A 24,085-nucleotide genomic window follows, 5' to 3' on the forward strand; every position below is an offset into this window, starting at 1 on the left:
TTCATCCTACACAATAGAGCTAGCACGGGCTGAGGTTAACGGAATATCATGCAAGCCCAGACATATTAAAGGAGAGACTTATGCAATATTCAAAGGGTGAACTGCGCAGGGCACAAACATTGGAACTGATTAAATCGCATGGAAAAATATCGCTGCAGGAGATTGTCCAAACCATCGGCTGCTCGGAAGCAACCGCAAGACGGGATTTGGACGTGCTCGAAAAAGCGGGCGAGATTATTCGGACAAATGGGGGAGCCATATATGAAGGGAGTCTGACTTCGGCGGTATCGGAGCTGCCTTTTGCCGCAAAACGCGATTTCAGACGGATGGATAAGGAACGGATCGCCGCCACGGCAGCCGCCCTCGTTGAAGAGGGGGACATTATCTGCCTGACGGGAGGTACAACAACGTTCTTTATTGCGAAAGCTCTCAAAAAGCACCGTAATATTACGATTGTCACAAACGCGGTGAATATTGCTTATGAATTGGCTGATGCCGAAGATATTCAGGTCGTGGTTATTGGCGGCGTTATGCGTTCCAAAAGCTACGAATTGTGCGGTCCGCTGGCGGAGAGCGTGATTGATAAAATTAACATTACGAAAATGTTTCTCGGGGTGGACGGAGTAACGCAGAATTTCGGCTTTACGATGCATTCCGAGCTTGAAGCCCGTATAGCCCAATTAACAATGGAACGTTCCAGCGAGGTTTATGCTGTATTCGATCAAAGCAAGGTTGAGAAAAGTGCTTTGTTTACCATTGCTCCCTTGAATCAGGTGACAGGGGTAATTACGAATAAGCAGCCGGAGGGATGGTTTGAGCAAGCGTGCAGGGAGCAGCAAATTGCTATACATACAACTACAGATCACAATGCTTCTATATAAGTACACCTGATTCTCAAACTTCCCTCTCTTCAGATGCTGGCTAATTTGCAGAACAAGGGAGGATATGCGAATGCATTTTTCCAAGTTTATGCTGATCCTTGCGATGATTTGCGTTGTAATCGCTGAAGCGGGATGTTCCAGTTCTTCCACTTCGGGCGGCGAACCATCCGCAGACTCGCAAGGCAAGGTGAATCTGGTCTTTTGGAGTCATCAGGAAGACGCCATAGTGGGCGCCTACAAGAAATTAATATCCAAATATCAGACCTTACACCCCGATGTAACGATCGAGTATCAGACCTTTCCGTATGATGTGTACAGCCAGAAGCTGAAAGCTTCATTCTCCGCGAAGAAACCGCCCGATATTGCCGAATTTTTCGGCACCTGGGTGCCCGAATATTCCAAGAACGACCTGCTTGTCGAGATCCCTGATAGTGAAAATGTAAAAAAAGCATACTATGAAGCCCCCCTGGGGGGATATTTGCGAGACAACAAGTTATATGGGCTGCCTCTGGAATACAACATTGAGAACGGCGGCATGCTGATTCATCCGCAAATGCTCCAAGAACAAGGCTTGGATCATCCACCCTCAAGCTGGAGAGAACTTGTGGATTACGCCAAAAAACTAACCGTACATGAAAGCGATATCATCAAAGTAAAAGGATTCGATTTTGTATCGGCAGACAATATTACATTCACGTTCCTATCACTAATTTTGCAGCAAGGCGCAAGTTTTATGGGCGAAGACGGACAGGTGAATTTTCACACGCCGGAGGCTCAGAAAGCGATGTCCACCTTGGTCTCGCTCGTGGCTGATGACAAAGTCGCAGATTTAACCACTTTCGGTGGTGAGCTGGATACCTCTGACTATTTTTTTCAGGGGAAGTCAGCCATGACCTATCGCGGACCTTGGACGATTGCTGCGGGACAGAACAACTATAAGGTAGATGATTTTGAATACGTATCCGTACCTTCCTTTACGGAGAATCCACCTGTTTTTGCTGCTGAATCCGGTTGGGGGCTTGCCGTATCCAAGCAGAGCAAACAGCAGGAGGCCGCGCTTGATTTCATCCAGTTCATCTCGGAGAAGGACAATCTCTCGACATGGAATACGGACACCTTTACGGTTCCAGCCAAAAAAGAAATTGCCGAAAATCCGGAATTCCTGAAGAACAATCCCCACCTAAAGCCTGCACTGGACATATTGGCATTAGGTCAATGGATTGGTCCTATAGCAGACCGGGATTTCTTCTTCAAGCAGATTAACGACAATTTCCAACTGATGGCGAGTGGACAGCAGAGTGTCGAGGACGGATTGGCAAACATCGAACGAACGATCAACGATAATCAGGATCAACATAAGTGATAGGGGTGCTGGGGCATGAGTACTGCTATATCTACCAACAAGGCGGACAAGGTTAACCCAGCGGCAAAGTCGACAGCTTACAGGGCAAAACGAAGGTTCATCATCATCTCACTCGTACCAATCTTGCTTCTGTTCGGGGTGTTTGCTTTCCTTCCCATCGCATGGAGCCTGGGCTTGTCCGCATTCAAGTATGACCCTCTCAGCTCTAACGCGGTATTTGTTGGGGCGGAGAACTATATCCGGATGTTCCAGGATTCCATATTTCTGAAGTCACTATGGGTAACCTTCAAATTTGTAATTATCGCCGTACTGATCAATATTGTCATTACGCTGTTGATCGCTTCAGCGATTCAGCGAGTCAGCATCCCGTGGCTCAAAAATCTGTTTCGGACCGTATTCTTTCTTCCTACGATCGCTCCGCTGGCGGGAACAGCCATCGTATGGAATACAATGTTCAATTACAATGACGGCTTGTTCAATATGATTCTCGCCAAGCTGCATATGGCCCCGATCCAGTGGCTCAGTGATCCGCATTATGCGCTCTACTCCGTCATTATGATGACCTTGTGGGCTGATATTGGCTATAATATCGTTCTTTTCATTGCCGGATTGGACTCCATCCCGGATATGTATTATGAAGCAGCGAAACTGGAGGGAGCGGGTCGATGGCATGTTTTTGTTCACATCACATTGCCCTTACTGCGCAGAACGACGCTATTTGTTTCGATCACGACAGTCGTGTCCTATTTTCAGGCCTTCCCGCAATTTCAGATTATGACCAAGGGCGGACCCTTCAACGAAACACGAGTGCTGTCACTGCAAATTTATGAACAGGCATTCTCCAGTTCCAACATGGGGTACGCATCCGCTATGGCAACCGTGTTTCTAATGATCATCCTGCTTGTGACGCTGCTGCAACTGCGATGGGGACGCACACAATGGGAACATTGAGGAGAACAGGAGGAGAAGGCGATGCCGCGTAAATTAAGTCTGTGGGAAGGCGTCACTATCGCAGTTCTTGCAGTTATAGCCTGTATTATGCTTTTGCCTTATGCCTGGATGGTATTGTCATCTCTGAAAAGCAACATGGACATCGTCTCGGGTTCCGGCGGGTTGTTTCCAAGTAAGCCGAGCCTGGACGGATACCGAACGGTTTTTAGCGAGGCGCCGTTTGTGACGTGGCTGCTGAACAGTCTGGTGACTTCTGTCATCATAACGGTAATCACCTTATTTACCAGTGCTCTGGCCGGATATGTATTTGCCAAGCATCAGTTTAAAGGCAAGAAACTGCTGTTCATTCTGATCCTGGCAACCATGATGATTCCTTTTCAGGTTATTATGATTCCAACGTATTTGATTACCGCTGAGTTTGGACTGGTTAACCATTTGCTGGCGATCATTTTGCCCAATCTGGTCAGCTCCTACGGTGTATTTCTGGCTAAACAATTCATTGAAGAGATTCCACAGGAGCTGCTGGAAGCAGCAAGGATGGACGGTTCAGGCGAATTCAGGCTGATGCTTCGTATCGTTATGCCGCTTATTATGCCCATGCTGTCAGCCTTGGGGATATTCACGTTCATGAACTCCTGGAATAACTATCTGTGGCCATTGATTGTATTAAATGATGAGAGCAAAATGACCGTTCCGCTGGCATTGGTTTATTTTAACGGAACGCATCAGGTCAATTACAACGTCGTCATGTCTGCTGCAGTACTGATTACGATACCGGTTATTATAGTGTTCCTGATCTTCCAGAAGCAATTTATTAAAGGCCTAGCTATGACGGGCATGAAATAACGGGTGAGGAGAAGAGTTATGACTAAAATCTCAATTATCGGAGCGGGTAGTGCATTTACGCGCGAGATCGCTATGGATATCCTGCTGATTGAAGGCTTGGAGGGTGGCACCATTGCCCTGGTGGATATCGACGAACGTCGGCTTGAGTTGGCACGCAGGCTGGTACTTCAGATCGTGGAAATGACAGGAAAAACGTGGGAAGTGCTTGCCTCTACGGACCGCAGAGAGGTAATTGGCGGTTCACAGTTCGTGATTAACCAAATTGAAGTCGGTGGGTTGGAGACGGTTCATTATGAATATGAAATCCCGTTGAAATACGGGGTAAAGCAGTGCATTGGCGATACGCTGGGACCAGGAGGACTGTTCAAGACGCTCCGTACGCTTCCCAGCTGGATGGAAATTGTGCGGGACATTGAAGCGCTCTGCCCAGACTGCATCATTCTGAACTATACCAATCCGATGTCTGCGGTTACACTCCTGACTTCCCGTATTACGGACATTCCTGTCGTGGGACTATGCCATTCGATCCAAAATACGTCGGCACAACTGGCCGAATATGCCGGAGTTCCATATGAAGAAATGTCATGGAAAGCCGGAGGGATTAACCACATGTCCTGGTTTGTGGAGCTGTCGCATGCCGGGAGGGATCTGTATCCTGTTTTATTGGAGAAAATACAAAGTCCTGAGCTGCTGCGGCAAGACCCGGTCCGCTTTGATGCTATGAAATACCTAGGAGCTTTCGTCTCGGAATCCAGCGGCCATTTCTCGGAATATATTCCGTATTACCGCAAACGCCAATCGCTTATTGATCAGCATTGCAGCACAGGTTATAACGGAGCCACAGGGTTCTATGCTGACAACTGGCCGATCTGGCGGAGGGAGAATGATGAACAGATCGTTTCACAGCTTGAAGGAACGGTACCGCTTGAGCTTCAATCGAGTAATGAATATGCAGCCATTATCATCGAAGCAGTACTAAAGAATGATCCGAAGGTCATTTATGGTAACGTCCCCAATCGGGGATTGATTGAAAATTTGCAGCCTGACGGTGTAGTGGAAGTGGCCTGCCTCGTTGATGGGAAAGGCGTTCAGCCTTGCCGCTTCGGAAGACTGCCTGAGCATTTGGCCGCATTGTGCCGCTCGAACATGGCTTTTTTTGACCTGGCTGTGGAAGCTGTACGGAGGAGTGACAAGGAAATGGCACGCCATGCACTGATGCTGGACCCGCTAACTGCCGCCGTGTGCTCTCTGGAGGAAATCGGAAGCATGTTCGATGAACTGTATGAGGCGGAACAGGGATTTGTTCCGGTGTTGAAATGATGCAGAGACAGCAAACGAGTCCCGTTGTTGTCATCGCTGGCGAGCTAAATGTAGACGTCATTGTATCCGGAACGGATGTCATGCCGGAATGGAATCGGGAAAAAATGGTTGATGGCTTCGAAATTGTACTTGGTTCCTCTTCAGCAATAACGGCCTGTGCGCTGGCAAGTCTGGGAGCAGATGTGAGATTCGTTAGCGTAGTGGGGGATGACGATTTCGGAAAATTCTGTATCGCTGAGCTGCAGCGTATGGGCGTAAATACAGAGCATGTAACCCGATTGCCGGGCATCAAGACAGGTGTGACCCTTTCCCTTTCCACACCCGTCGACCGCGGGTTGTTAACTTACGCTGGCAGTATCCCATTGTTGACACCGGATTATATTCCAGAGTCACTGTTACAGCAGGCCGCACATCTTCATTTTGGTTCCTATTATTTGCAGGATGGAATGAGACCTCATTGGACAGAACTTTTTTCGAGGTTGCGGGCAAATGGGATCAGCACGTCTTTTGATACAGGCTGGGATGTATCCAATCAATGGGACCGTGAGGGCATAAGTGCACTACTGGCGGTGACTGATTTGTTTATTCCCAGTGAGGATGAATTACTGCACATTTTCCCTGCCGACGGGGTAGCCCATGTGCTTGATTCCATGCTTTCTGCCGTGGTGGGTTTGGTAGCGGTCAAACAGGGGTCAAAAGGTGCTGCACTGCGAGAGCTGGACGGAAGTACAATATCGGCCGGATCCTACACTTTGACTCCTGTCGATACGACGGGAGCAGGCGACTGTTTCAACGCGGGAATCATATATGGATATTTGCTCGGAAAGCGGAACGATGAACTGCTGCGGTTTGCCAATGCATGTGGTGCATTGTCCACGCTTGGCATCGGTGGTACAGGCAGCTTGCCGACGATGGAGGCGGTACTTCATTTGCAAGAAGGGCTTGAATAGCAGACTCTGGCTTTACTCTGCGCAACAAATTTAATCAAAGGGAGTTGAGGGTATGTTGAAATTCGGAAAATCGCTGTTGATAGGATTAGGTATAGTTGTCGGGATCGGGCTGGCGCCAGGGATCGGGTGGTCCTCATCTGCTGCCGCAGCAGGCACGGATTATTACGTGGCGACAAATGGAAATGACTCCAATGCGGGAACGAGCAGCGCGCCGTGGAAGACACTTCAGCACGCAGCAGATGCTGTTCCAGCAGGCAGTACAGTGCACGTTCGCGGCGGTGTATATAACCAGAAGCTGAAGATCACCCGCTCCGGCTCTGCGTCACAGGGACCGATTGTATTCACTAACGATGGCACAGAGGTTCCAATCATTGACGGCACCGGACTATCCGTTAGCGGCATTGAAGGGCTGGTTGATCTGACCGATGTGAATTACGTTACCATCCAGGGTTTTGAAATCCGCAACTATACCACGGCGACTAAGGACGTCATGCCCGTAGGCATCTATGTTCACGGATCAGGCAGCTTCATCAACTTGTCTGGCAACAAAGTTCATGATATCAAAAATACGGCTACCCCAACCGGAAGTGATCTGCTTGGCCGCGACGCACATGGGATCGCCGTATATGGCACAAAGGCACCGGAATCCATTCACGATATTACGATCAACGGTAATGAACTGTACAATCTTGTGCTCGGCTCCAGTGAATCGCTGGTTCTTAACGGTAACGTAGACACCTTCTCGGTGACCAATAATGTTATTCATGATAACGACAACATCGGCATCGATCTCATCGGTTTTGAAGGTAAAGCTCCGAATACCGCATACGATCAGGTACGGAACGGACTGGTGAAGGGCAACAGAGTCTACAACATCTCTTCCAATAATAATCCTTCCTATGGAAAGTCACTTCCGAATAACAGCAATGCGGCAGATGGCATTTATGTCGATGGTGGCAAGGATAGTATTATTGAACAGAACTACAGTTACAACAATGATATCGGTATCGAGATTGCGTCCGAGCATGCCGGTAAATCTACCAGCAATATTACAGTTCGCAGCAACGCCGTCTACAACAACCGACTGACCGGCATTGCGATGGGCGGCTATGATACCAAACGCGGCTCCACAGTAAACTGTAAGATCGTTAACAATACCGTATACAAAAATGACACACTTGGCGATGGCAGCGGCCAGCTTTACGTTCAATACGACACACAAAATAACGTAATTAAGAACAACATTTTCGTAGCCAGCTCTTCAGATGTGTTGATTTACAATGAATATACCAAGAATTCTGGGAACGTTGTGGATTATAATCTTTATTTCGCCCCTGCCGGAAGTAATGGAGCCAACTGGACTTGGAAAAATAAAAATTATACAGGATTCTCCGCTTATAAAACGGGAACTGGAAACGACGCTCATTCCTTGTTCATCGATCCCAAATTTGTGAATGCTTCAGGATTCGATTTCCATCTCCAATCTTCCTCTCCAGCGATTGATGCCGGGAACACGGACACTGCAATCATCGGAACACTGGATATTGAGGGGAAACCAAGAGTTCAGGGAGCTTCTGTAAATATCGGAGCTTACGAGTAAGACCTATAATCGAATGGGAAAATACAAGTATCCGTGATGGACAAAACGTGTTCGATTACTACCGACTCGCCTAACTAACTGATCCATTTTGTCCGCTGACTCCATAAGCTAACGGGCAGGTCACCTATGTGGCCTGCTCGTTTTTTTGTGTATGGTGAAACAAAATGGGTTAGAACCATCATGCAAATATGCGTCACCTGTTTGTCCAAAATAAAGAGCAGTTGGCTGCAAATATTCAGTATTTCTACGCCTACGCCGAAGAGAAAGGATATCGCTCACAGGGGCCAATAATCATGGTAGAACGATCCTACTTGTTCCAGTGTTCACACTGATACATTGGCCTCCTAAATTTATACAATAGCGGAGTTTATTCTGATATAATTGACACTTCATTATATTATTACTGAAAGGAATGAAAAATGAGAATCTACATATGTGGATGTGCGCAGCTGTGATCAGGATATTCTGATTCGTACTATTGCGATGCTGTAGAGTTATAAATAAAAAAGCTAGAACAATATGGAATTATAGGTTATATTGTGTACATCCAAACAAAAGGAGTGAATTTTAATGTCTAACAAGGTGATTGTGCTTTAGGTCCACGAAAGGATATTTGCGGTTTAGGGATTTCTTTTGTGGACATTGCAGTGCGGGAAACCGTCCCATCAATGTTTACTGGAGGAGATCATTATTAATTTTAACGAAGCGGTTCATATTAGCAATACTCACTTACTTGCAAGCGCATGCAAGTTATTTGACTTGGAGGATTACCAAGTTCAGCTTATCCCGCCACATGAGGGCGAGGAATTGTTATATCTGATCAAATGTATGGAAGAAGCCATCCCTTACAAAGGATTTTTCCATGAGATGTATTCCACGGAAGCTCCTTTTGCATATGGGGAACGGTAGGGAAATTCACTTGCAAGCCATGAATAACCAGGTAATTTTATCAAATGGAGAGGCCGTCGGTATATACCGATTGCCTCTTTGTTTGGCTTTTGGCAAGCTATTCAAATTTGGAAGGCGGCACATGGTACACTTTTTTGAACGCTTTCGAGAACGTAAAGGGGTCGGGGTAACCCAGGAATCCGGCAATTTGCTGGATCGTATATTTTTTCTCATATAAATAGTCCCTGGCCCGGTTCATTTTAATCTGATTCATATACTGCCCGGGTGTAATCCCCAGCGTTTTCTTGAACAGTGAGATAAAATATTTCTCGGAGACGCCGGCTAGGGCTGCAAGCTCATGAACCCGAATGGGGCGATGCAGATTCGCATCGACGTATTGAAATACGCCTTGCAGAACCTCCAGATTTCCTTCCGTTTTATTCCGTTGGTCATCCTTAAGAAACTTGCCATTGTACCGCTCCTGCCCATGAAACTCCAGAATCTTTGAAATGACAAGCAGCAGGGTGGCTTTTAAATAAAGCCGACTTCCGGAAGCAACGCTGCCTAGTTTGAGCCGTCGGTAAGAAGAGATGAACAGCGCCGTTTCCTCACAGATCAGATCTCCCGGCACAATGCCAGGAAGTTGGAACTGTTCCAAAATTCGCCTTTGCTCGGCGATGCCGAAGTCAAAATGTATATAGATGAATTGGCACAACTCTCCGGTCGCGCAGGCTGTATAGGGCATATTTGGATAAAAAAATACGACATCACCCGGAACTGCGATATGTTCCATTCCATCGATCGTGATCTTGATAGAGCCGGCTGTAATGAACCACAGATCATAATCGGAATGTGATTTGTGTTCGATCCATTTTCCGTCATGAGCCTGTTCCAGGTAAGAACTCATGCGAAGTGTAACATGTTCCGAAAGTTCGTCGATGATGCTCCTATTTACAGGACGTGTATGCATAAGGTTTACTTCATCCTTCTCCACTTTATGACATCCTTCAATTTTCACTAATATATCAAAGGATTTAACTCTTGTTAAGTATCGTACTATATGACATGTTTTGAAAACTATCATCCATTCCGATTCAAGATCACTCCCCTATAATGGACTTATATCGTTACAAGGAGGCGTTATGGATGAATCCAGCAAATATGCAGCACCCAAAAGTCGTTGTCATTGGAGCAGGCAGCCTGTTCTTCGGTCGTCAGTCCATCTGGCAGATGGTTCAATCGCCCTACCTGAATCAGGGAACACTTGCGCTGGTGGATACGAACGAGGAGAGACTCACGAAAATGGTAAGACTGGCAGAGATGGTCGCTCGGGAAAACAACGTTTCTCTTAAAGTGGAAGGCTCGGTGGACCGCAGACAAGTACTGGCGGGGGCTGATTTCGTTGTACTCAGCTTTGCAGAGCAATCGGTGAAATACCGGGGAATCGACTGTCAGGTCTCTTTGAAGTACGGCATTCGCATGTGTTCCGGGGATACAATTGGTCCAGGAGGGATCTTTCGGGCAATGCGTGAACTGCCGATTATTATGGAATATGCGAAAGACATCGAAGAGTTATGTCCTGAGGCATGGGTAATTAATTACATTAATCCGTCTACAGTTCATGGCATTGCACTGCATCGTTATGCACCTCAGCTCAAATCATTTGCACTCTGCGATAGTCATCATATGCCGCATAAGAAAGCCTATTACGCCGTGCGAGCTGGTATTATTGGAGATAATAGCGAGTTCACCGAAGAGATTGACCGGAAGTTCGATTTTCGCATCGCTGGTGTCAACCATTTCACATGGCTGCTCAAAGCCGAGTATGAAGGGCAAAATGTGATGCCCAAGATCGCGGAAGCCATGCGCTTAATGGCAGGGGATGAGAACAATGGCGGCGATCGCGGTGCCAAAGCGATTTTCAACGACGCGATCACTTATGAGCTGTATGACATTTTTGGTATCATTCCCACCTGTACGGCACACACGAAGGAATACGTACGGTATTGGCAAGGTCTGGGCCAAACGTCGGACGCCATCCCGCCTTTGTCGATCTGGGAGACGGAAGACCGATATCAGCGTCACGACGAAATGTGGCAGCAGGTAGAAGGCTTTCTCTCTGGTGAGATTCCGATTACCGATTATATGAGCACCTTTGGTCCGGATCACGCAACGGACATTATTGAGAATATGGTAGGGAATTTGGGCAAAAAGTTCTTCATCAACACGCTGAATCAAGGCGCGGTAACCAATATGAATGAAGATTCGTTCCTGGAACTGCTCTGCGATGTGAGCATGGATGGCGTGAAGCCGCTGCATGTTGGCGAGATGCCAAGGGGAATTCGGGGCATGCAGGAGGTGGTACTGGATACACATGAAATTACAGCCGAGGCTGTTGTGGAGCAAAGCTATGAGAAACTGAGAAGGGCGATGCTGACCGACCCGCTTGTGAACTCCATAAGTGATGCGGACAAGATCATTGCCGAACTGCTCGAACTTGAGCGGGAGATGATCCCTGAAGGCTGGTACAAACACGGATTGACAGTTTCCTGATTATCACTAACGTTGTCGTGTGACCGGAATATACTCCGTTCATTTTGTGAGCAAATCACTTATATACAACATAGAGACCACAGCTTCCCCTACCGGGAAACTCGTGGTCTTTTGGTCTTTTTTTAACGGATATCATGACGGACCTTAAACTGGGCGGCGTTCGACTCATAGTACGAGGTAATAAATGCACGAAACTGCTGAATGGACGGAGATAACATCCGATGTTTCACCCAAGACAAACTGATCGGATATATCGCTGCCTGGTCAGCAATGGATATAAAATGCAACCCCAGATTACGGCAGACGGAAACGGGAAGCAACGCAACGCCCTGATCCAGCTTGATAATCTCGACCAGTGTATGGGAATCGACTTCAAAAGCGTGATGGGGAACAAAGCCGGCCTTCTCGCATAACATCGCAGTAAACCGGCTATATTCTTCATTATTGGCAAGGGAAAGGAAGGGTTCGCTTGCGACAGTACTTAGAGAAATATTCTAGAGAAATATTCTCATCTCCGCCGTAAGTATGTTTGGATGGCACAACCAAAACGATGTCTTCCTCAACCAGCACACGGCTTTCAATCTCTTCATCCTGAATCGGGTGGTGACCGGTGATGCCGAGATCTACGTCTCCCTTTTTCAACTGGGTGATGATGTCACTCCGGCTTGCAATCCCTTGATGAATCTGAGACTCGGAAAAACCTTGAATATATTCACTAATCAGGCCAGAGAGAAATCTGGAATTCGAGATCGAGATTCGGATCAGCTTGGAAAGCTCATGTTCCTTCTCCTGCATCGCAAGCTTTGCATTCTCAAGTTCAACAAAAATCCGGTTCACATGTTTCAGCAGGATTTCTCCCGACGCATTCAATTCGATATTTCTTCCTTTCCTGTGAAAAAGGGTGGTTCCCAATTCATCCTCCAATCTCTTGATTGTCAGACTAAGTGAAGGCTGGGCAATATTCAACTGTGCGGCCGCTTTGGAGATATGTTCCGTATACGCAACGGTTTGAAAGTATTTAAGCTGGAGCAGTTCCATTTGTATGCTCTCCTTATTTATTTGAATAAATATATATAGTGCTTATTATGTATTATATTAAATTTGAATATTAATGTAGAATTTTTTTATAAGGTACGGGACACTGATGGCATTACACACTATCATACGCGTACCACGAACCGTATTCTTGCAGCTAAACTAACCCTATTTCAAGGCAGGTGTTTTTGTGATGAAAATGGATGTGAACAACATAGCCAAAAACCTGAATACCCCTTTAACCGCCCCGGCATATCCGATGCCACCCTATAAATTCGTCAACCGTGAATACCTGAACATCATCTACCGGACAGATGAACAGGCTTTACGCGCGGTAGTTCCCGAACCGCTGGAGATCATCGAACCTTTGGTGAAATTTGAAGTGATGTGGATGCCCGATGTTTCCGGGCTTGGTGCATACACCGAAGCGGGTCAGGTCATTCCCGTGCAATTTAACGGCGAAGACGGCGATTACGTGCATTCCATGTACGTGGACAATTTTCCGGCGATTGCAAGCGGGAGGGAGCTGACCGCATATCCGAAAAAGCTTGGTGCTCCGAAATTATATACGGATTCCGATACACTCGTGGGCACACTGGACTACGGAACACTGCGTGTAGCCACCGCGACGATGGGCTTCAAACATGTAGAGCTGGACAAGGATGTCGCGAAAAAAGAAATCTGTCGTCCCAATTTTATGATTAAAATCGCTACGGACTATTCCGGCAATCTGCGAATCTGTGACTTGATCCGTACTCAAATTACGGATATCGAGGTGAAGGAGGCCTGGACAGGACCTGCCCGCCTGCAGCTGTTTGAACATGCACTCGCGCCTCTGGCGGATCTGCCGGTACTCGAAGTTATGTCAGCTTCACATATTCTTACAGACTTAACCTTAAATGCGGCGTAGCCTGTATATAACTACCTGGAGAAAAAATAAGGAGGCAACAAAGATGAGAATTGCAATTGTAGGAGCAGGTTCTTTGGGAACCATCGTTGGTGCATATCTGGCAGATGGCGGAATGGACGTTGAGTTAATTGATGCGTATCAGGAGCATGTAAATGCCCTTAATCAGACAGGTGCCAAAGTGACCGGAACCACCGAGTTTCAGGCAAAAGTAAAAGCGATCACCCCTGAGCAAAAGTCAGGGCAATATGATCTGGTGCTGCTGTTGACCAAACAGTTGTATAATGATCCAGTGCTACAGGAATTGCTTCCGTTCTTGCATGAGGACAGCATGGTATGCTCCCTGCAAAACGGAATTCCGGAAGACAACGTCGCATCCATTGTGGGTGCAAAACGTGTCATAGCCGGCTCCGTTGAATTCGGCGCTACGTTTATTGAACCTGGTATTTCAAGCCTGACCACAGCGTACACTCAATTCAAGCAGTATGCATTCCAGATTGGTGAATTGAACGGAGAACATACCGATCGGATTCAGCGTGTAAAAGAAGTTCTGGATCTTGTCGGGGGTACACACATCTCCGATAATCTTGTGGGAACCAAATGGTCCAAACTGCTGATCAACAATGCATTTAGCGGTTTGTCTGCAGCACTGAACGGTACGTATGGTGACATTCTGGACCATGAAGCGGGCATTCGAAGTGCGGTTCATATCGCGGACGAAACGATTAAAGTCGGACATGCAAACGGCGTTTCCTTTGTGAAAATGAACGGATTCGTTATCGCCTCACTGGAGCTTCTCAACGAATCAGACATTGCTGAACGCATTCAGACCTTGCGTTATGTGATGGAGCCTTCGAGATTGCTCAAAGCGAGCATGCTGCAGGATTTGGAGAAAAAACGCAAAACGGAAATTAATTTTATCAACGGAGTGGTTTCAAACAAGGCGAAAGGAACGGGGATTGCAACACCGTACAATGATTTGGTGGTTCAGTTGGTGCAAGCGGCAGAAGAGGCACAGACCATACCGCAGTTTGACACCAACATCCTGGCTTTTGAAGAATTGCTGAATGTTCTGAATGCCTAAACCTGATTAATCGTACATTGACACAAGCAGCAAGCGAATGAAAAACGAATAAACCGGTGTAGAACAAAAAGAAGCCTGGCTCGAATCGTTAATCTATCTAAGATTACTGGTTCGGGCCTTTTTATCCTATACATAAGAACGTACCTTTACTTCCAAAAAATAACCCCGGTGAAAGTCGCTGTGTCGCAGCGTCTCTGATCAGGATTATCCAATATACAACAGGTTTCACTGCTTGTTAAAGCCTTCGGAACGCTCCACCGCGCGTCAGAGCAAAGAAAATCAGCAGGGCAATGATCGACCCAATGATCGCGGGTATGATTGTGTTTCGTTAGGGGGGAATGTTGCGGATCATCTGAGAATCGACCATGAAATCATTTCCATTTTAATCCAAGGATAGTAAAATCGGTTGTACCACCAGTTGTATGAATGCTGATGGAGATGGGGATTGTAGATGGCCAGTATAGAAAGGAGACGCTCAGATGTTTATGGTTCGTAGCCCTTTCATCTTAGCCTTGTCGATGATGTTTCTGATGTCAGGATTGGCTGCTTGTTCCGATTCAGGGCAAGCGGAAGATAAGGCTGCTTCGACAGAAGCTGACCGAACGGAGCAGGTGCAGAGCTTCAGGCTGAATCCGGAGGAACCGGCATGGAAGCTGGATACCACACCCGTGAATGTAACGTGGTTCGTTGGAGCCGAATGGTACGGGCACACCTGGGGTGAGAGTCTGACTTCCAAATATGTCACCCAAAAAACAGGAGTCAATATTGAATTTGTAGTGCCAACCGGCGAACCAAGTGAGATGTTATCACGGATGTTAACGTCCGGTAGTTTGCCGGATTTGATAACCATCGGCTCCTGGGAAAGTGCGGTTAACAAGCTTCGGGAGAGCAACCTCATCTATGCCCTGGATGAGCTGGCCAACCAGTATGATCCGTACTTTTACAAGGTAGCAGGTGATGGTGCTCTACAATGGTATCGGCAGGAAGATGGCCATACCTACGTCATTCCCAATGATGCGTACAGTCCCGAACAGATGCGTGCAACCGGCCTGACGGGAGCGAACCAAACCTTTCTCGTACGTAAAGATCTGTATGAGTCGATGGGCAAACCGGACCTCAGCACGCCGAAAGGTTTTCTAAATGCGTTGCAATTGCTGAAGAATCAATATTCTGTCTATAAAGGCCAACTAATCAGTCCATTTTGGGCACAGGGGAATGCATCCTACGGGATGACCGAATATTTGCAAAATCTGCTCGCGATCCCCCATGAACAGAACGGTAAAGTATATGACCGTATTACAGATCCCGATTATATTCAGTGGCTGAAAACATTTCGTACCGCTTATGAGCAAGGCCTGATTAATGTGGATTTTCTGGTCGACTCCAGTGCACAGGTGCAGGAAAAAACCAACCATGCCCAATATTTTATGATGATTCGGGAATGGACAGACATATCGGACCTCAATTCGAAATTGGCAGTCCGTACGAACCAGAGCTCATCCTATATTGCTATGGATGGACCCCGCAACAGCAGGGGAGAACCCGCCAAACTGTTTCCCGGTAGCATGGATGGCTGGATGGTTACGATGATTAGCAAATCCACCAAAAACCCTGAACGAGCTATCCGCTTTTTGACCTATCTGGCCAGCGAAGAAGGCCAGAGGGATGTATTTTTGGGCAAAGAAGGCGAAACCTGGGCGATGGAGAATGGTAAACCGCAGTTGACGGCAGACATGGTCGAGTTGCTTGATATGGATAGGGAGCGGCTGGAAAAGGAATATGGCATCATGGATACCTACTGGATGCTGCGAAATCCTGCTTTCGTTAACCCGTGGAGACCGGAGAAGGCCCCATCCAGTAAGCAAATGGAGGAGTTCGCCAACCAACAGGCCGACCTGGACAGCGGCATCTATAAGGGATTAGATCCTGTAGGAGATTCCGATATAGCATTAGCCTGGTCACGTATTTCTCAGAATTGGGATGAAGTACTGCCTGAACTGATCACAGCCAAGGATGAAGCTGCTTTTGATAAAATATTCGAAAATTTCTTGGCACGTCGTGTGAATTACGGGTTTAATCAGGTGATGGAATACCGTCAGGCCGAGCTGGATGCGAGAAAAGCCAAGATGGCTAAATAATCATTCCTTAACATCCTTGCTCTCTATCAGCTAACTTGTAATATATGGTATAACAAAGGTGGTGAGGGCATCAGAATGAAATACCTACTGGCTAGATTGAGGAAACTTTACCGGAATGCCCGTATATCCCAGAAGCTGTTTTTGGCGTTTAGCCTGATGATTGCCATACCTGTTATTTTGGTATCCTTTTTGTATATCCGCATGCAAGAAAACCAGCTATACAAGGATGCTATGGCAATGGGAAACAGCCACGTTTCATGGCTAAACGAACAATTGCGCAGCAGAATGAATACCATTGAGAACGCTTCCACAACCGCGCTAACTCAAAAATCATTTGTGGATTTTATCCATTCCAATATGCTTGTGGATGGACTTCGACTAGTAAAATTTAAGCAAAACCAGTTTGAGCAGATGCATAATATCATTCAGAGCAATGCGATGATTAGTGAGCTTAGCTTTTACGTCGATAACCCGAACTTGTATGAAATATGGCCTGAAATCTATCATTATCAGAAATTTTGGCCGCAGGATTATTGGGTAAAGCTTCGGGATGAAGGTGGCGCGGCTTACCGTTTATTTTCTTTTAAGGATGGTGAACATACGTTATCCTACTACCGTCTGGTTCGCCTTCAGGGGCAGGAACAAAAACGTCCTAGTATCATGGAAATTCGCGTCCCGCACAGCATGTTTTTCAATGACCTGCTCCAGGAGAGCAAGGGGGAATTCTTTTCAGTTTTGATGAACGAAAGCGATCCTCCCCAGTATGTTTACAATCCCCAGCATGAATTTTCTCAAAAGTCCGGGCAGGGATTGGACGAGATTCTTGGCAGTATCCATCGCCAGTTGAACGTACTGCCACAGGAAAGTCCCGTCAAGGTTAAGGTTGGAGAACAGAGCTACTATGCACTATACCGGTACATTGCTCCGTTGAATACTTATGTGGTCGATATTGCCTCCCATCAGGCGTTGATGAAGGGGCCTCGCAGTTGGTATGCATTTGTGGTAACGATTACATTGTGTGTACTGCTGCTGCTCTTGCTACTCGTATCACATACAACTCGGCGTATTTTCCGAAGGCTGGACAGCGTACTGGCTTCAATGCGTCAGGTACGGAAAGGGCAACTGGATGCAACAATTGATACTGGCCTTGAGGAGAACGAAAGAGGGGATGAAATCGATGAGGTAGCTGTGAACTACAATAAAATGTTACATGAAGTCAAACATCTGATGACACAAGTTGTGGATAAACAGTTGATTGCCAAAAACGCACAGTTGCACTCCCTGCATTCGCAGATGAACTCCCATTTTTTATACAACGCTCTGGAATCGATCCGTATGGTGGCAGAGGTACAGAGGCAGCCTGCTATAGCTAATTCATTGGTGTCGTTGGGCTCCCAGCTTCGCTACAGCATGCAGTGGCGAAGTGATACCGTTGCCCTTCGTGAAGAGCTTGCCAATATCCAAAGTTATGTTGAATTTATCAACTTTATGGAAGGCAGCAATATCGTTATGACAGCGGATCTTCCTCAGGAGATACTTCGCTATGCCATTCCCAAGATGTGTATGCAGCCCATCGTTGAAAATGCAGTTCATCACGGGGCACCTTCAGGCGGCAGGGTATCTATAGAGATTACCTTTTCTGTGGAGAATGACAGTCTGCTTTTCATTAACATAAGAGATGACGGAGAAGGGTTAGAGCCTGAGATGTTACACCGTCTTCAGGCAGTACTGCGGAGCGAATCGGATACGCCGATTGTTTCCAGCAAGAACGGTCTTGGTTTGGAAAACGTGAATAAGCGACTGCAGCTTCATTATGGCAAGAATTGCGGTCTTTGGATTGAGAGTGTTCAGGGTGCATATACCTGTGTAACGATACGCTTGCCTTGGGAAAATGCAAATCTTGGAGGGTGGTAGGATATGATCAATATTCTGATTGTGGACGATCAAAAGCACATCCGTGATGGTCTGCAGGCGATGCTACTTCAATTTCCTCTGGAACTGAACCACATTTACTGTGCCGCGAGCGGAGTAGAGGCGCTAAGCCTTTTGCGCCAGCATAGCATCCACATCGTTATTACCGATATTATGATGCCGGATATGGATGGACTTGCACTCATGGCACAAACCAAAGAGGAGCGAATCGAGCTGGAATACCTCATTATCAGTGGTTATAGTGATTTTACATATGCTCAAAAAGCCATCGGACTTGGGGCAAAGGGCTACTTGCTAAAACCGTTGAAGCGAGAGGATCTGCAAACTTCGCTAGAGCATATATGGCAAGAAATCCAAACACGGCAGGCACTTACCTTTAACATGCAGCATGTATCCCGTCTCGCCCAAGAGACAGATCGTAAAGAATTACGAATGTTTATGCAAGGTGCGTTAATCGATGACGCATGGATTCTTCAGATTCAGCAACAAAATCCTGCCCTATGGTGCAACTATCGCCTGTGCCTGCTGCGGGAGAAATGTTGGATTAATCAGCCCGGAGCCATCAGCGCCCATAGCATGGAAGCCATGGCTTATCGTGTGTTTGGCAGACAAGGTTGTATTTGTCTGCAACACCGCCCGTACTTGATTCTTGCGGTAGATGCGTCGATAGATCCAGGTGTTTTACCTGCAGCGCTCAAGGGAGGAAAGATTGATGCGATAACGGCCATTACTAACCCGATTCAAGGGTTAAAGGGGCTGCCAGGCAGCTATACACAAGTCCTTGAGCTCTATCGCCATAGTTACCTGTTTCCGGATCAGTACAGTATCCTGCCAGCACATATTGAGCATATGGATCAGCAGTGGCAACTTCCCTATGAAGATTTATATGAACTGTTCCAGTCCGTTGGAACCGACAACAGTAGTACAATCACTCAGGGTATTTCCGCAATATTTCACAAAAATGTGCTGCAACGCTATCCTATTCGCTATACCCAACAGCTCTGCGCCGCCACCGTGCAGATGATGGAGGAATACGAACGAGTTATTCGCCCTTACTTGGGGGAAGAAGCACTGGACCTTGAGTCTGTGCGTAATCTCTTCGATTATCCGGGGATGCGCGATTATATGCAGGCGCTGCAACAGCAGCTGCTTCGGCTGAATCAGTTCTATTTTGAATATAAGTGCAGCTATCGCCATTCGCAGGACTTAAATGAAGCCATTCGTTTTATACACGAGAGTTACCATAAACCGCTGGACCTCGCGATGGTATCCAATCATGTGTCGCTTAATTATGCCTATTTCTCAAATCTGTTTAAGAAGAATATTGGTAAAGGTTTTGCCGAATACCTGCGAGATGTGCGTCTGAATAAAGCGCGGCGACTCCTGGCCGAAACCGATCATAAAATTGTTGAGGTGGCTGCTATGGTTGGCTATGAAAGCTACAAAAGCTTTACACGGGCGTTCCGCCTTGTGATGCAGATCCAACCCACAGAGTACCGACAGATGATGCGGCAGAAGGCAGAGCACGAAGCTCAGTACGATAACGCTACCCCATGAAACAGCATAATCAAACGGACAATTTCCTATGTTAAATATGCGAATTGAATCAAAAGCCAAAAAAATGGGATATAACAAAAACAAATGTACCTTTTCAGCAAATTAACCTATTCGATAGAATAAAGATATTCCCCCATGTAAGCGATTTCCTTATTGCGCATAGACTGGGAGAAACTATGATTCTATTAAAGGAGGGCAATGATGAAACCATCTGACTTTACGGAGAAACGGTTGATTAAAGAGGTATTTGGCATGTTCCTAGTGGTTGTGATGCTGGTTAGTGTTGGTGTATTGCCGGCTTCAAAGGTTCAGGCAGCCGGAACTACTGTTACCTCAATGGAGTACTTCTCACCAGCAGACGGGCCTGTTATTTCAAAATCAGGGGTTGGCAAGGCCAGTTACGGATTTGTCATGCCTAAGTTCAATGGAGGCTCTGCGACTTGGAATGATGTTCACAGTGACGTGGGTGTGAATGTAAAAGTAGGCAACAACTGGGTTGATATTGACCAAGCAGGCGGTTATATCTATAACCAAAATTGGGGGCACTGGAGCGATGGTGGCTTCCAAGGCTATTGGTTCACCCTCTCCGCAACAACCGATATTCAACTGTACTCCAAAGCGAATGGTGTTAAGCTTGAATATCAACTTGTATTCCAAAACATAAACAAAACAACCATCACAGCGATGAATCCGACACAAGGGCCACAAATCACAGCAAGTTTCACAGGCGGTGCAGGCTTTACATATCCAACGTTCAACAATAATCCTGCGGTCACCTATGAAGCTGTTGCGGATGATTTGAAAGTGTATGTCAAACCTGTAAACAGCAGCACTTGGATTGATATTGATAATAACGCAGCCAGCGGCTGGATCTATGATCACAACTTCGGCCAATTCACTGATGGTGGTGGAGGGTACTGGTTTAACGTAACGGAATCGATCAATGTCAAATTGGAATCAAAGACTTCTTCGGCTAACGTCATTTACACGATTACCTTTAATGAACCGACAAGAAATTCATATGTTATTACGCCATATGAAGGAACAACTTTCACAGCAGATGCGAATGGTTCCATTGGAGTACCGCTTCCAAAAATTGACGGAGGTGCGCCAATCGCCAAGGAACTGGGCAATTTTGTATACCAGATTAACATCAATGGGCAATGGGTCGATCTGAGTAACTCCGGTCAGAGCAAATTTGTTTACTCCGGTAATGGCTACAATAATATGTCTGATGCCAATCAGTGGGGATACTGGGCCGATTACGTCTATGGTCTTTGGTTCCGGCCGATCCAAGAGAATATGCAGATTCGTATCGGCTATCCACTGAACGGACAATTAGGTGGAAATATCGGCAACAACTTCGTCAACTATACCTTCATCGGTAATCCAAATGCCCCGCGCCCGGATGTATCGGATCAAGAGGATATTTCAATCGGAACACCAACGGACCCGGCTGTCGCAGGCATGAATCTCATCTGGCAGGATGAGTTTAACGGAACTGCACTGGATACAAGTAAATGGAACTATGAAACAGGCTATTATCTCAATAACGATCCTGCAACCTGGGGATGGGGTAATGCAGAACTGCAGCACTACACGAACAGCACCCAAAATGTATATGTTCAGGACGGAAAGCTGAATATCAAAGCTATGAACGACAACAAATCCTTCCCGCAGGATCCGAATCGGTATGCAAAGTACTCCTCTGGCAAGATTAATACCAAGGATAAACTCTCCTTGAAGTATGGCAGAGTCGATTTTCGTGCCAAGCTGCCTACAGGCGACGGGGTTTGGCCGGCACTTTGGATGCTTCCAAAGGATTCGGTATATGGCACATGGGCTGCATCAGGTGAAATTGATGTTATGGAAGCGAGAGGCCGTTTGCCTGGCTCAGTAAGCGGTACTGTACACTTTGGTGGACAATGGCCCGTGAACCAGTATTCGGGTGGCGATTACCACTTCCCAGAAGGGCAAACTTTTGCGAATGATTATCATGTATACTCTGTAGTGTGGGAAGAGGACAACATTAAATGGTATGTCGACGGAAAGTTCTTCTATAAAGTCACCAACCAGCAGTGGTATTCTGCAGCCGCACCGAATAATCCGAACGCACCTTTCGATGAGCCGTTCTACCTCATTATGAACCTGGCGATCGGCGGAAACTTTGACGGCGGCCGGACTCCGAACGCATCTGATATTCCGGCTACCATGCAGGTGGATTACGTGCGAGTGTATAAAGAACAGTAACAAGACCACCGTGTTCATGATCACGGTCGTGTGGAGGCCATTCAGCCTAGCCGACAGACCATTGAACGCTGAAAGAGGACAGATAAAGACCAACAACATTTTTGTTGTTGGTCTTTACCATTTTAGAAGAGCACTGAGCATTTTCTCTTTTCAACAACAATCAAGCAGCCTTCGTTCCAATGCTGGACAAAGGCTGCTTAGAGTTTTTATATCATGCCTGGTTAAGTTGCGATTTCCTGAAAATGCCCTTAATGACTGGCATCTGCTTGTGCCGATGGGCGTGCTACTCCAGGAGCTTCCCGAACTTCGGCTTGTGCCGATGGGCGTGTTGCTACAGAAGCGTCCTGAACTTCGGCTTGTGCCGATGGACGTGGTACTACAGAAGCGTCTTCCCGAACTTCGGCTTGTGCGGAAGGACGTGCTACAGCAGGAGTTTCCCGAACTCCGGCTTGTGCCGATGGGCGTGGTACTCCAGGAGTTTCCCGAACTTCGGCTTGTGCGGAAGGACGTGCTACAGCAGGAGTTTCCCGAACTTCGGCTTGTGCCGATGGACGTGATACTACAGGAGTTTCCCGAACTTCGGCTTGTGCGGAAGGACGTGCTACAGCAGGAGTTTCCCGAACTTCGGCTTGTGCCGATGGACGTGATACTACAGAAGCGTCTTCCCGAACTTCGGCTTGTGCCGATGGACGTGATACTACAGAAGCGTCTTCCCGAACTTCGGCTTGTGCGGAAGGACGTGCTACTACAGAAGCGCCTTCCCGAACTTCGGCTTGTGCCGAAGGACGTGCTACCCCCGAAGTGGTTTCCTCACTCGCAACCACCCTGGGCGTATTGCTGGAAGCCCAAGCCGTTGTTACGGTACTAATTGCAGTAACCAGAAAGAGCGCTGATATCGCTATAACAAAGGTTTTCTTTTTCACTTTTTTTACGTTAAGCATCATGGTTAATCTCCTTTTTAGTTGTTTGCCATCCCCGGATAGTGAGGAGCACAATGGGGTGGGTAAAATCCTTGATCCGGCGACTACGTTCAGGATCATTTCCCCATAACGTTTACGATCCGCAATGGACATTCCCTTTACGACTTCTTCATCGCAGGACAGTTCACTCCATATGTGAATATCCCTGGAAAGTGTATGAATCAGCGGATTGAACCAATGCAGCGCACGAGCTACCAATATGAGCGCCTTGACCCATAAATCTTTCCTTTTCAGGTGAATCAGTTCATGATGAAGCACCATGGTGAGATCCACATTTGCTACATTCTCCAAAGGCAGATAAATCGTCGGTTTCCACAACCCAATCAGAAAAGGACTGCGAATCATGGAGCTATATGCAAGCCGAACCTCGCTTTTGAGACCCAGATTTCTCTTGACGACAGGGAGCAGCTCGGCAACTTCGCTGTTCTTCGGAACGATGGTTCGCGTAAGTTCTAGTTTCTTGAGAAACCTGTGGTATCCATATATTTGCCATGATGCAAAAACTATGGCTCCAGCTGCCCATACGCATATAAAAGAGAGCGCTAGGTTTGCTGAAATGGACTGTACCGGGATGGAAGGAACCAGATAGAACGGCTCAGCCAACCCCTGTTCAACTGTTAAGGGTAACTTGGTTACTGTTGCATTGGATATGAACCTTGTAAACACCCAGTGAAAAGCAAGAAAGATGGGTAATAGATACAAACCCAAAGCGATTTTCCCAATGCCAAAACGCCATTTTGCCGGAAAAGTCTGAAAGGAAAAGAGGCGCAGTAACAAGATGAAAGCGACGACAACACTTCCGGCAACGGTCAAGGTAGACAATAATACAAGAATAGTATTCATCGTATTC

18 protein-coding genes are annotated in these 24,085 nt (G+C 46.8%); 14 read left to right on the forward strand and 4 right to left on the reverse strand.

Features of this window, described 5'->3' with window-relative positions:
* Window positions 1-80 precede the first annotated feature (80 nt).
* The 7 genes from ACFTRD_RS11095 to ACFTRD_RS11125 all read left to right on the forward strand — a co-directional run bounded on the left by ACFTRD_RS11095 (window position 81) and on the right by ACFTRD_RS11125 (window position 7,911).
* Window positions 81-881 carry a DeoR/GlpR family DNA-binding transcription regulator gene (locus ACFTRD_RS11095; protein WP_379379714.1) on the forward strand — a complete coding sequence of 267 codons (801 nt, stop codon included), beginning with the start codon at window positions 81-83 and terminating at the stop codon, window positions 879-881.
* A 70-nt stretch (window positions 882-951) separates the two neighbouring features.
* Window positions 952-2,244, forward strand: coding sequence for an ABC transporter substrate-binding protein (locus ACFTRD_RS11100; protein WP_379379716.1), 1,293 nt, complete (start codon window positions 952-954; stop codon window positions 2,242-2,244).
* A gap of 15 nt (window positions 2,245-2,259) precedes the next feature.
* A complete protein-coding gene (locus tag ACFTRD_RS11105) occupies window positions 2,260-3,195 on the forward strand; it encodes a carbohydrate ABC transporter permease (RefSeq protein ID WP_379379718.1) in 936 nt (311 codons plus the stop codon).
* A 21-nt stretch (window positions 3,196-3,216) separates the two neighbouring features.
* On the forward strand, window positions 3,217-4,041 hold the full coding sequence (locus tag ACFTRD_RS11110) for a carbohydrate ABC transporter permease (protein WP_379379720.1): 825 nt from the start codon (window positions 3,217-3,219) through the stop codon (window positions 4,039-4,041).
* Between the two features lie 18 nt (window positions 4,042-4,059).
* The gene (melA, locus tag ACFTRD_RS11115; RefSeq protein WP_379379722.1) at window positions 4,060-5,361 is read left to right on the forward strand and encodes an alpha-galactosidase; all 1,302 of its coding nucleotides are present in this window, start codon (window positions 4,060-4,062) and stop codon (window positions 5,359-5,361) included.
* A complete protein-coding gene (locus tag ACFTRD_RS11120; protein WP_379379724.1) occupies window positions 5,358-6,311 on the forward strand; it encodes a carbohydrate kinase family protein in 954 nt (317 codons plus the stop codon). Before melA ends, ACFTRD_RS11120 begins: the two co-directional genes overlap by 4 nt.
* 52 nt (window positions 6,312-6,363) lie before the next feature.
* Entirely contained in the window at window positions 6,364-7,911 is a 1,548-nt protein-coding gene (locus ACFTRD_RS11125; RefSeq protein ID WP_379379726.1) for a choice-of-anchor Q domain-containing protein, read from the forward strand.
* Window positions 7,912-8,917: 1,006 nt separating this feature from the next.
* On the opposite strand, the gene ACFTRD_RS11130 is transcribed toward ACFTRD_RS11125, so the two are convergent.
* On the reverse strand, window positions 8,918-9,793 hold the full coding sequence (locus tag ACFTRD_RS11130) for a helix-turn-helix domain-containing protein (RefSeq protein ID WP_379379728.1): 876 nt from the start codon (window positions 9,791-9,793) through the stop codon (window positions 8,918-8,920).
* Window positions 9,794-9,945: 152 nt separating this feature from the next.
* Here ACFTRD_RS11130 and ACFTRD_RS11135 point away from each other — a divergent pair, with 152 nt between their 5' ends.
* Window positions 9,946-11,352, forward strand: coding sequence for a family 4 glycosyl hydrolase (locus ACFTRD_RS11135; protein WP_379379730.1), 1,407 nt, complete (start codon window positions 9,946-9,948; stop codon window positions 11,350-11,352).
* A gap of 122 nt (window positions 11,353-11,474) precedes the next feature.
* On the opposite strand, the gene ACFTRD_RS11140 is transcribed toward ACFTRD_RS11135, so the two are convergent.
* Window positions 11,475-11,843, reverse strand: coding sequence for a LysR family transcriptional regulator substrate-binding protein (locus ACFTRD_RS11140; protein WP_379381306.1), 369 nt, complete (start codon window positions 11,841-11,843; stop codon window positions 11,475-11,477).
* Window positions 11,794-12,390 carry a LysR family transcriptional regulator gene (locus ACFTRD_RS11145; protein WP_379379732.1) on the reverse strand — a complete coding sequence of 199 codons (597 nt, stop codon included), beginning with the start codon at window positions 12,388-12,390 and terminating at the stop codon, window positions 11,794-11,796. Before ACFTRD_RS11145 ends, ACFTRD_RS11140 begins: the two co-directional genes overlap by 50 nt.
* Before the next feature lie 190 nt (window positions 12,391-12,580).
* Between ACFTRD_RS11145 and ACFTRD_RS11150 the strand changes: the two genes are divergently transcribed.
* From ACFTRD_RS11150 to ACFTRD_RS11175, 6 genes are all read left to right on the forward strand, one after another.
* Window positions 12,581-13,297 (forward strand): acetoacetate decarboxylase, encoded by a 717-nt coding sequence (locus tag ACFTRD_RS11150; RefSeq protein WP_379379734.1) that lies wholly within the window; start codon window positions 12,581-12,583, stop codon window positions 13,295-13,297.
* 43 nt (window positions 13,298-13,340) lie between these two features.
* Entirely contained in the window at window positions 13,341-14,378 is a 1,038-nt protein-coding gene (locus ACFTRD_RS11155; protein WP_379379736.1) for a ketopantoate reductase family protein, read from the forward strand.
* 479 nt (window positions 14,379-14,857) lie between these two features.
* Entirely contained in the window at window positions 14,858-16,516 is a 1,659-nt protein-coding gene (locus tag ACFTRD_RS11160) for an extracellular solute-binding protein (RefSeq protein ID WP_379379738.1), read from the forward strand.
* 75 nt (window positions 16,517-16,591) lie between these two features.
* The gene (locus ACFTRD_RS11165) at window positions 16,592-18,430 is read left to right on the forward strand and encodes a sensor histidine kinase (protein ID WP_379379740.1); all 1,839 of its coding nucleotides are present in this window, start codon (window positions 16,592-16,594) and stop codon (window positions 18,428-18,430) included.
* A gap of 3 nt (window positions 18,431-18,433) precedes the next feature.
* Window positions 18,434-20,005: a response regulator gene (locus ACFTRD_RS11170; protein ID WP_379379742.1), complete on the forward strand. Its 1,572-nt coding sequence runs from the start codon at window positions 18,434-18,436 to the stop codon at window positions 20,003-20,005.
* A gap of 201 nt (window positions 20,006-20,206) precedes the next feature.
* On the forward strand, window positions 20,207-22,255 hold the full coding sequence (locus tag ACFTRD_RS11175; RefSeq protein WP_379381308.1) for a glycoside hydrolase family 16 protein: 2,049 nt from the start codon (window positions 20,207-20,209) through the stop codon (window positions 22,253-22,255).
* Between the two features lie 248 nt (window positions 22,256-22,503).
* On the opposite strand, the gene ACFTRD_RS11180 is transcribed toward ACFTRD_RS11175, so the two are convergent.
* Window positions 22,504-24,078 (reverse strand): M56 family metallopeptidase, encoded by a 1,575-nt coding sequence (locus tag ACFTRD_RS11180; RefSeq protein ID WP_379379744.1) that lies wholly within the window; start codon window positions 24,076-24,078, stop codon window positions 22,504-22,506.
* Window positions 24,079-24,085: the final 7 nt, after the last annotated feature.

The organism is Paenibacillus sp. NPDC056933, assembly GCF_042674385.1.
Classification (GTDB): Bacteria; Bacillota; Bacilli; order Paenibacillales; family Paenibacillaceae; genus Paenibacillus.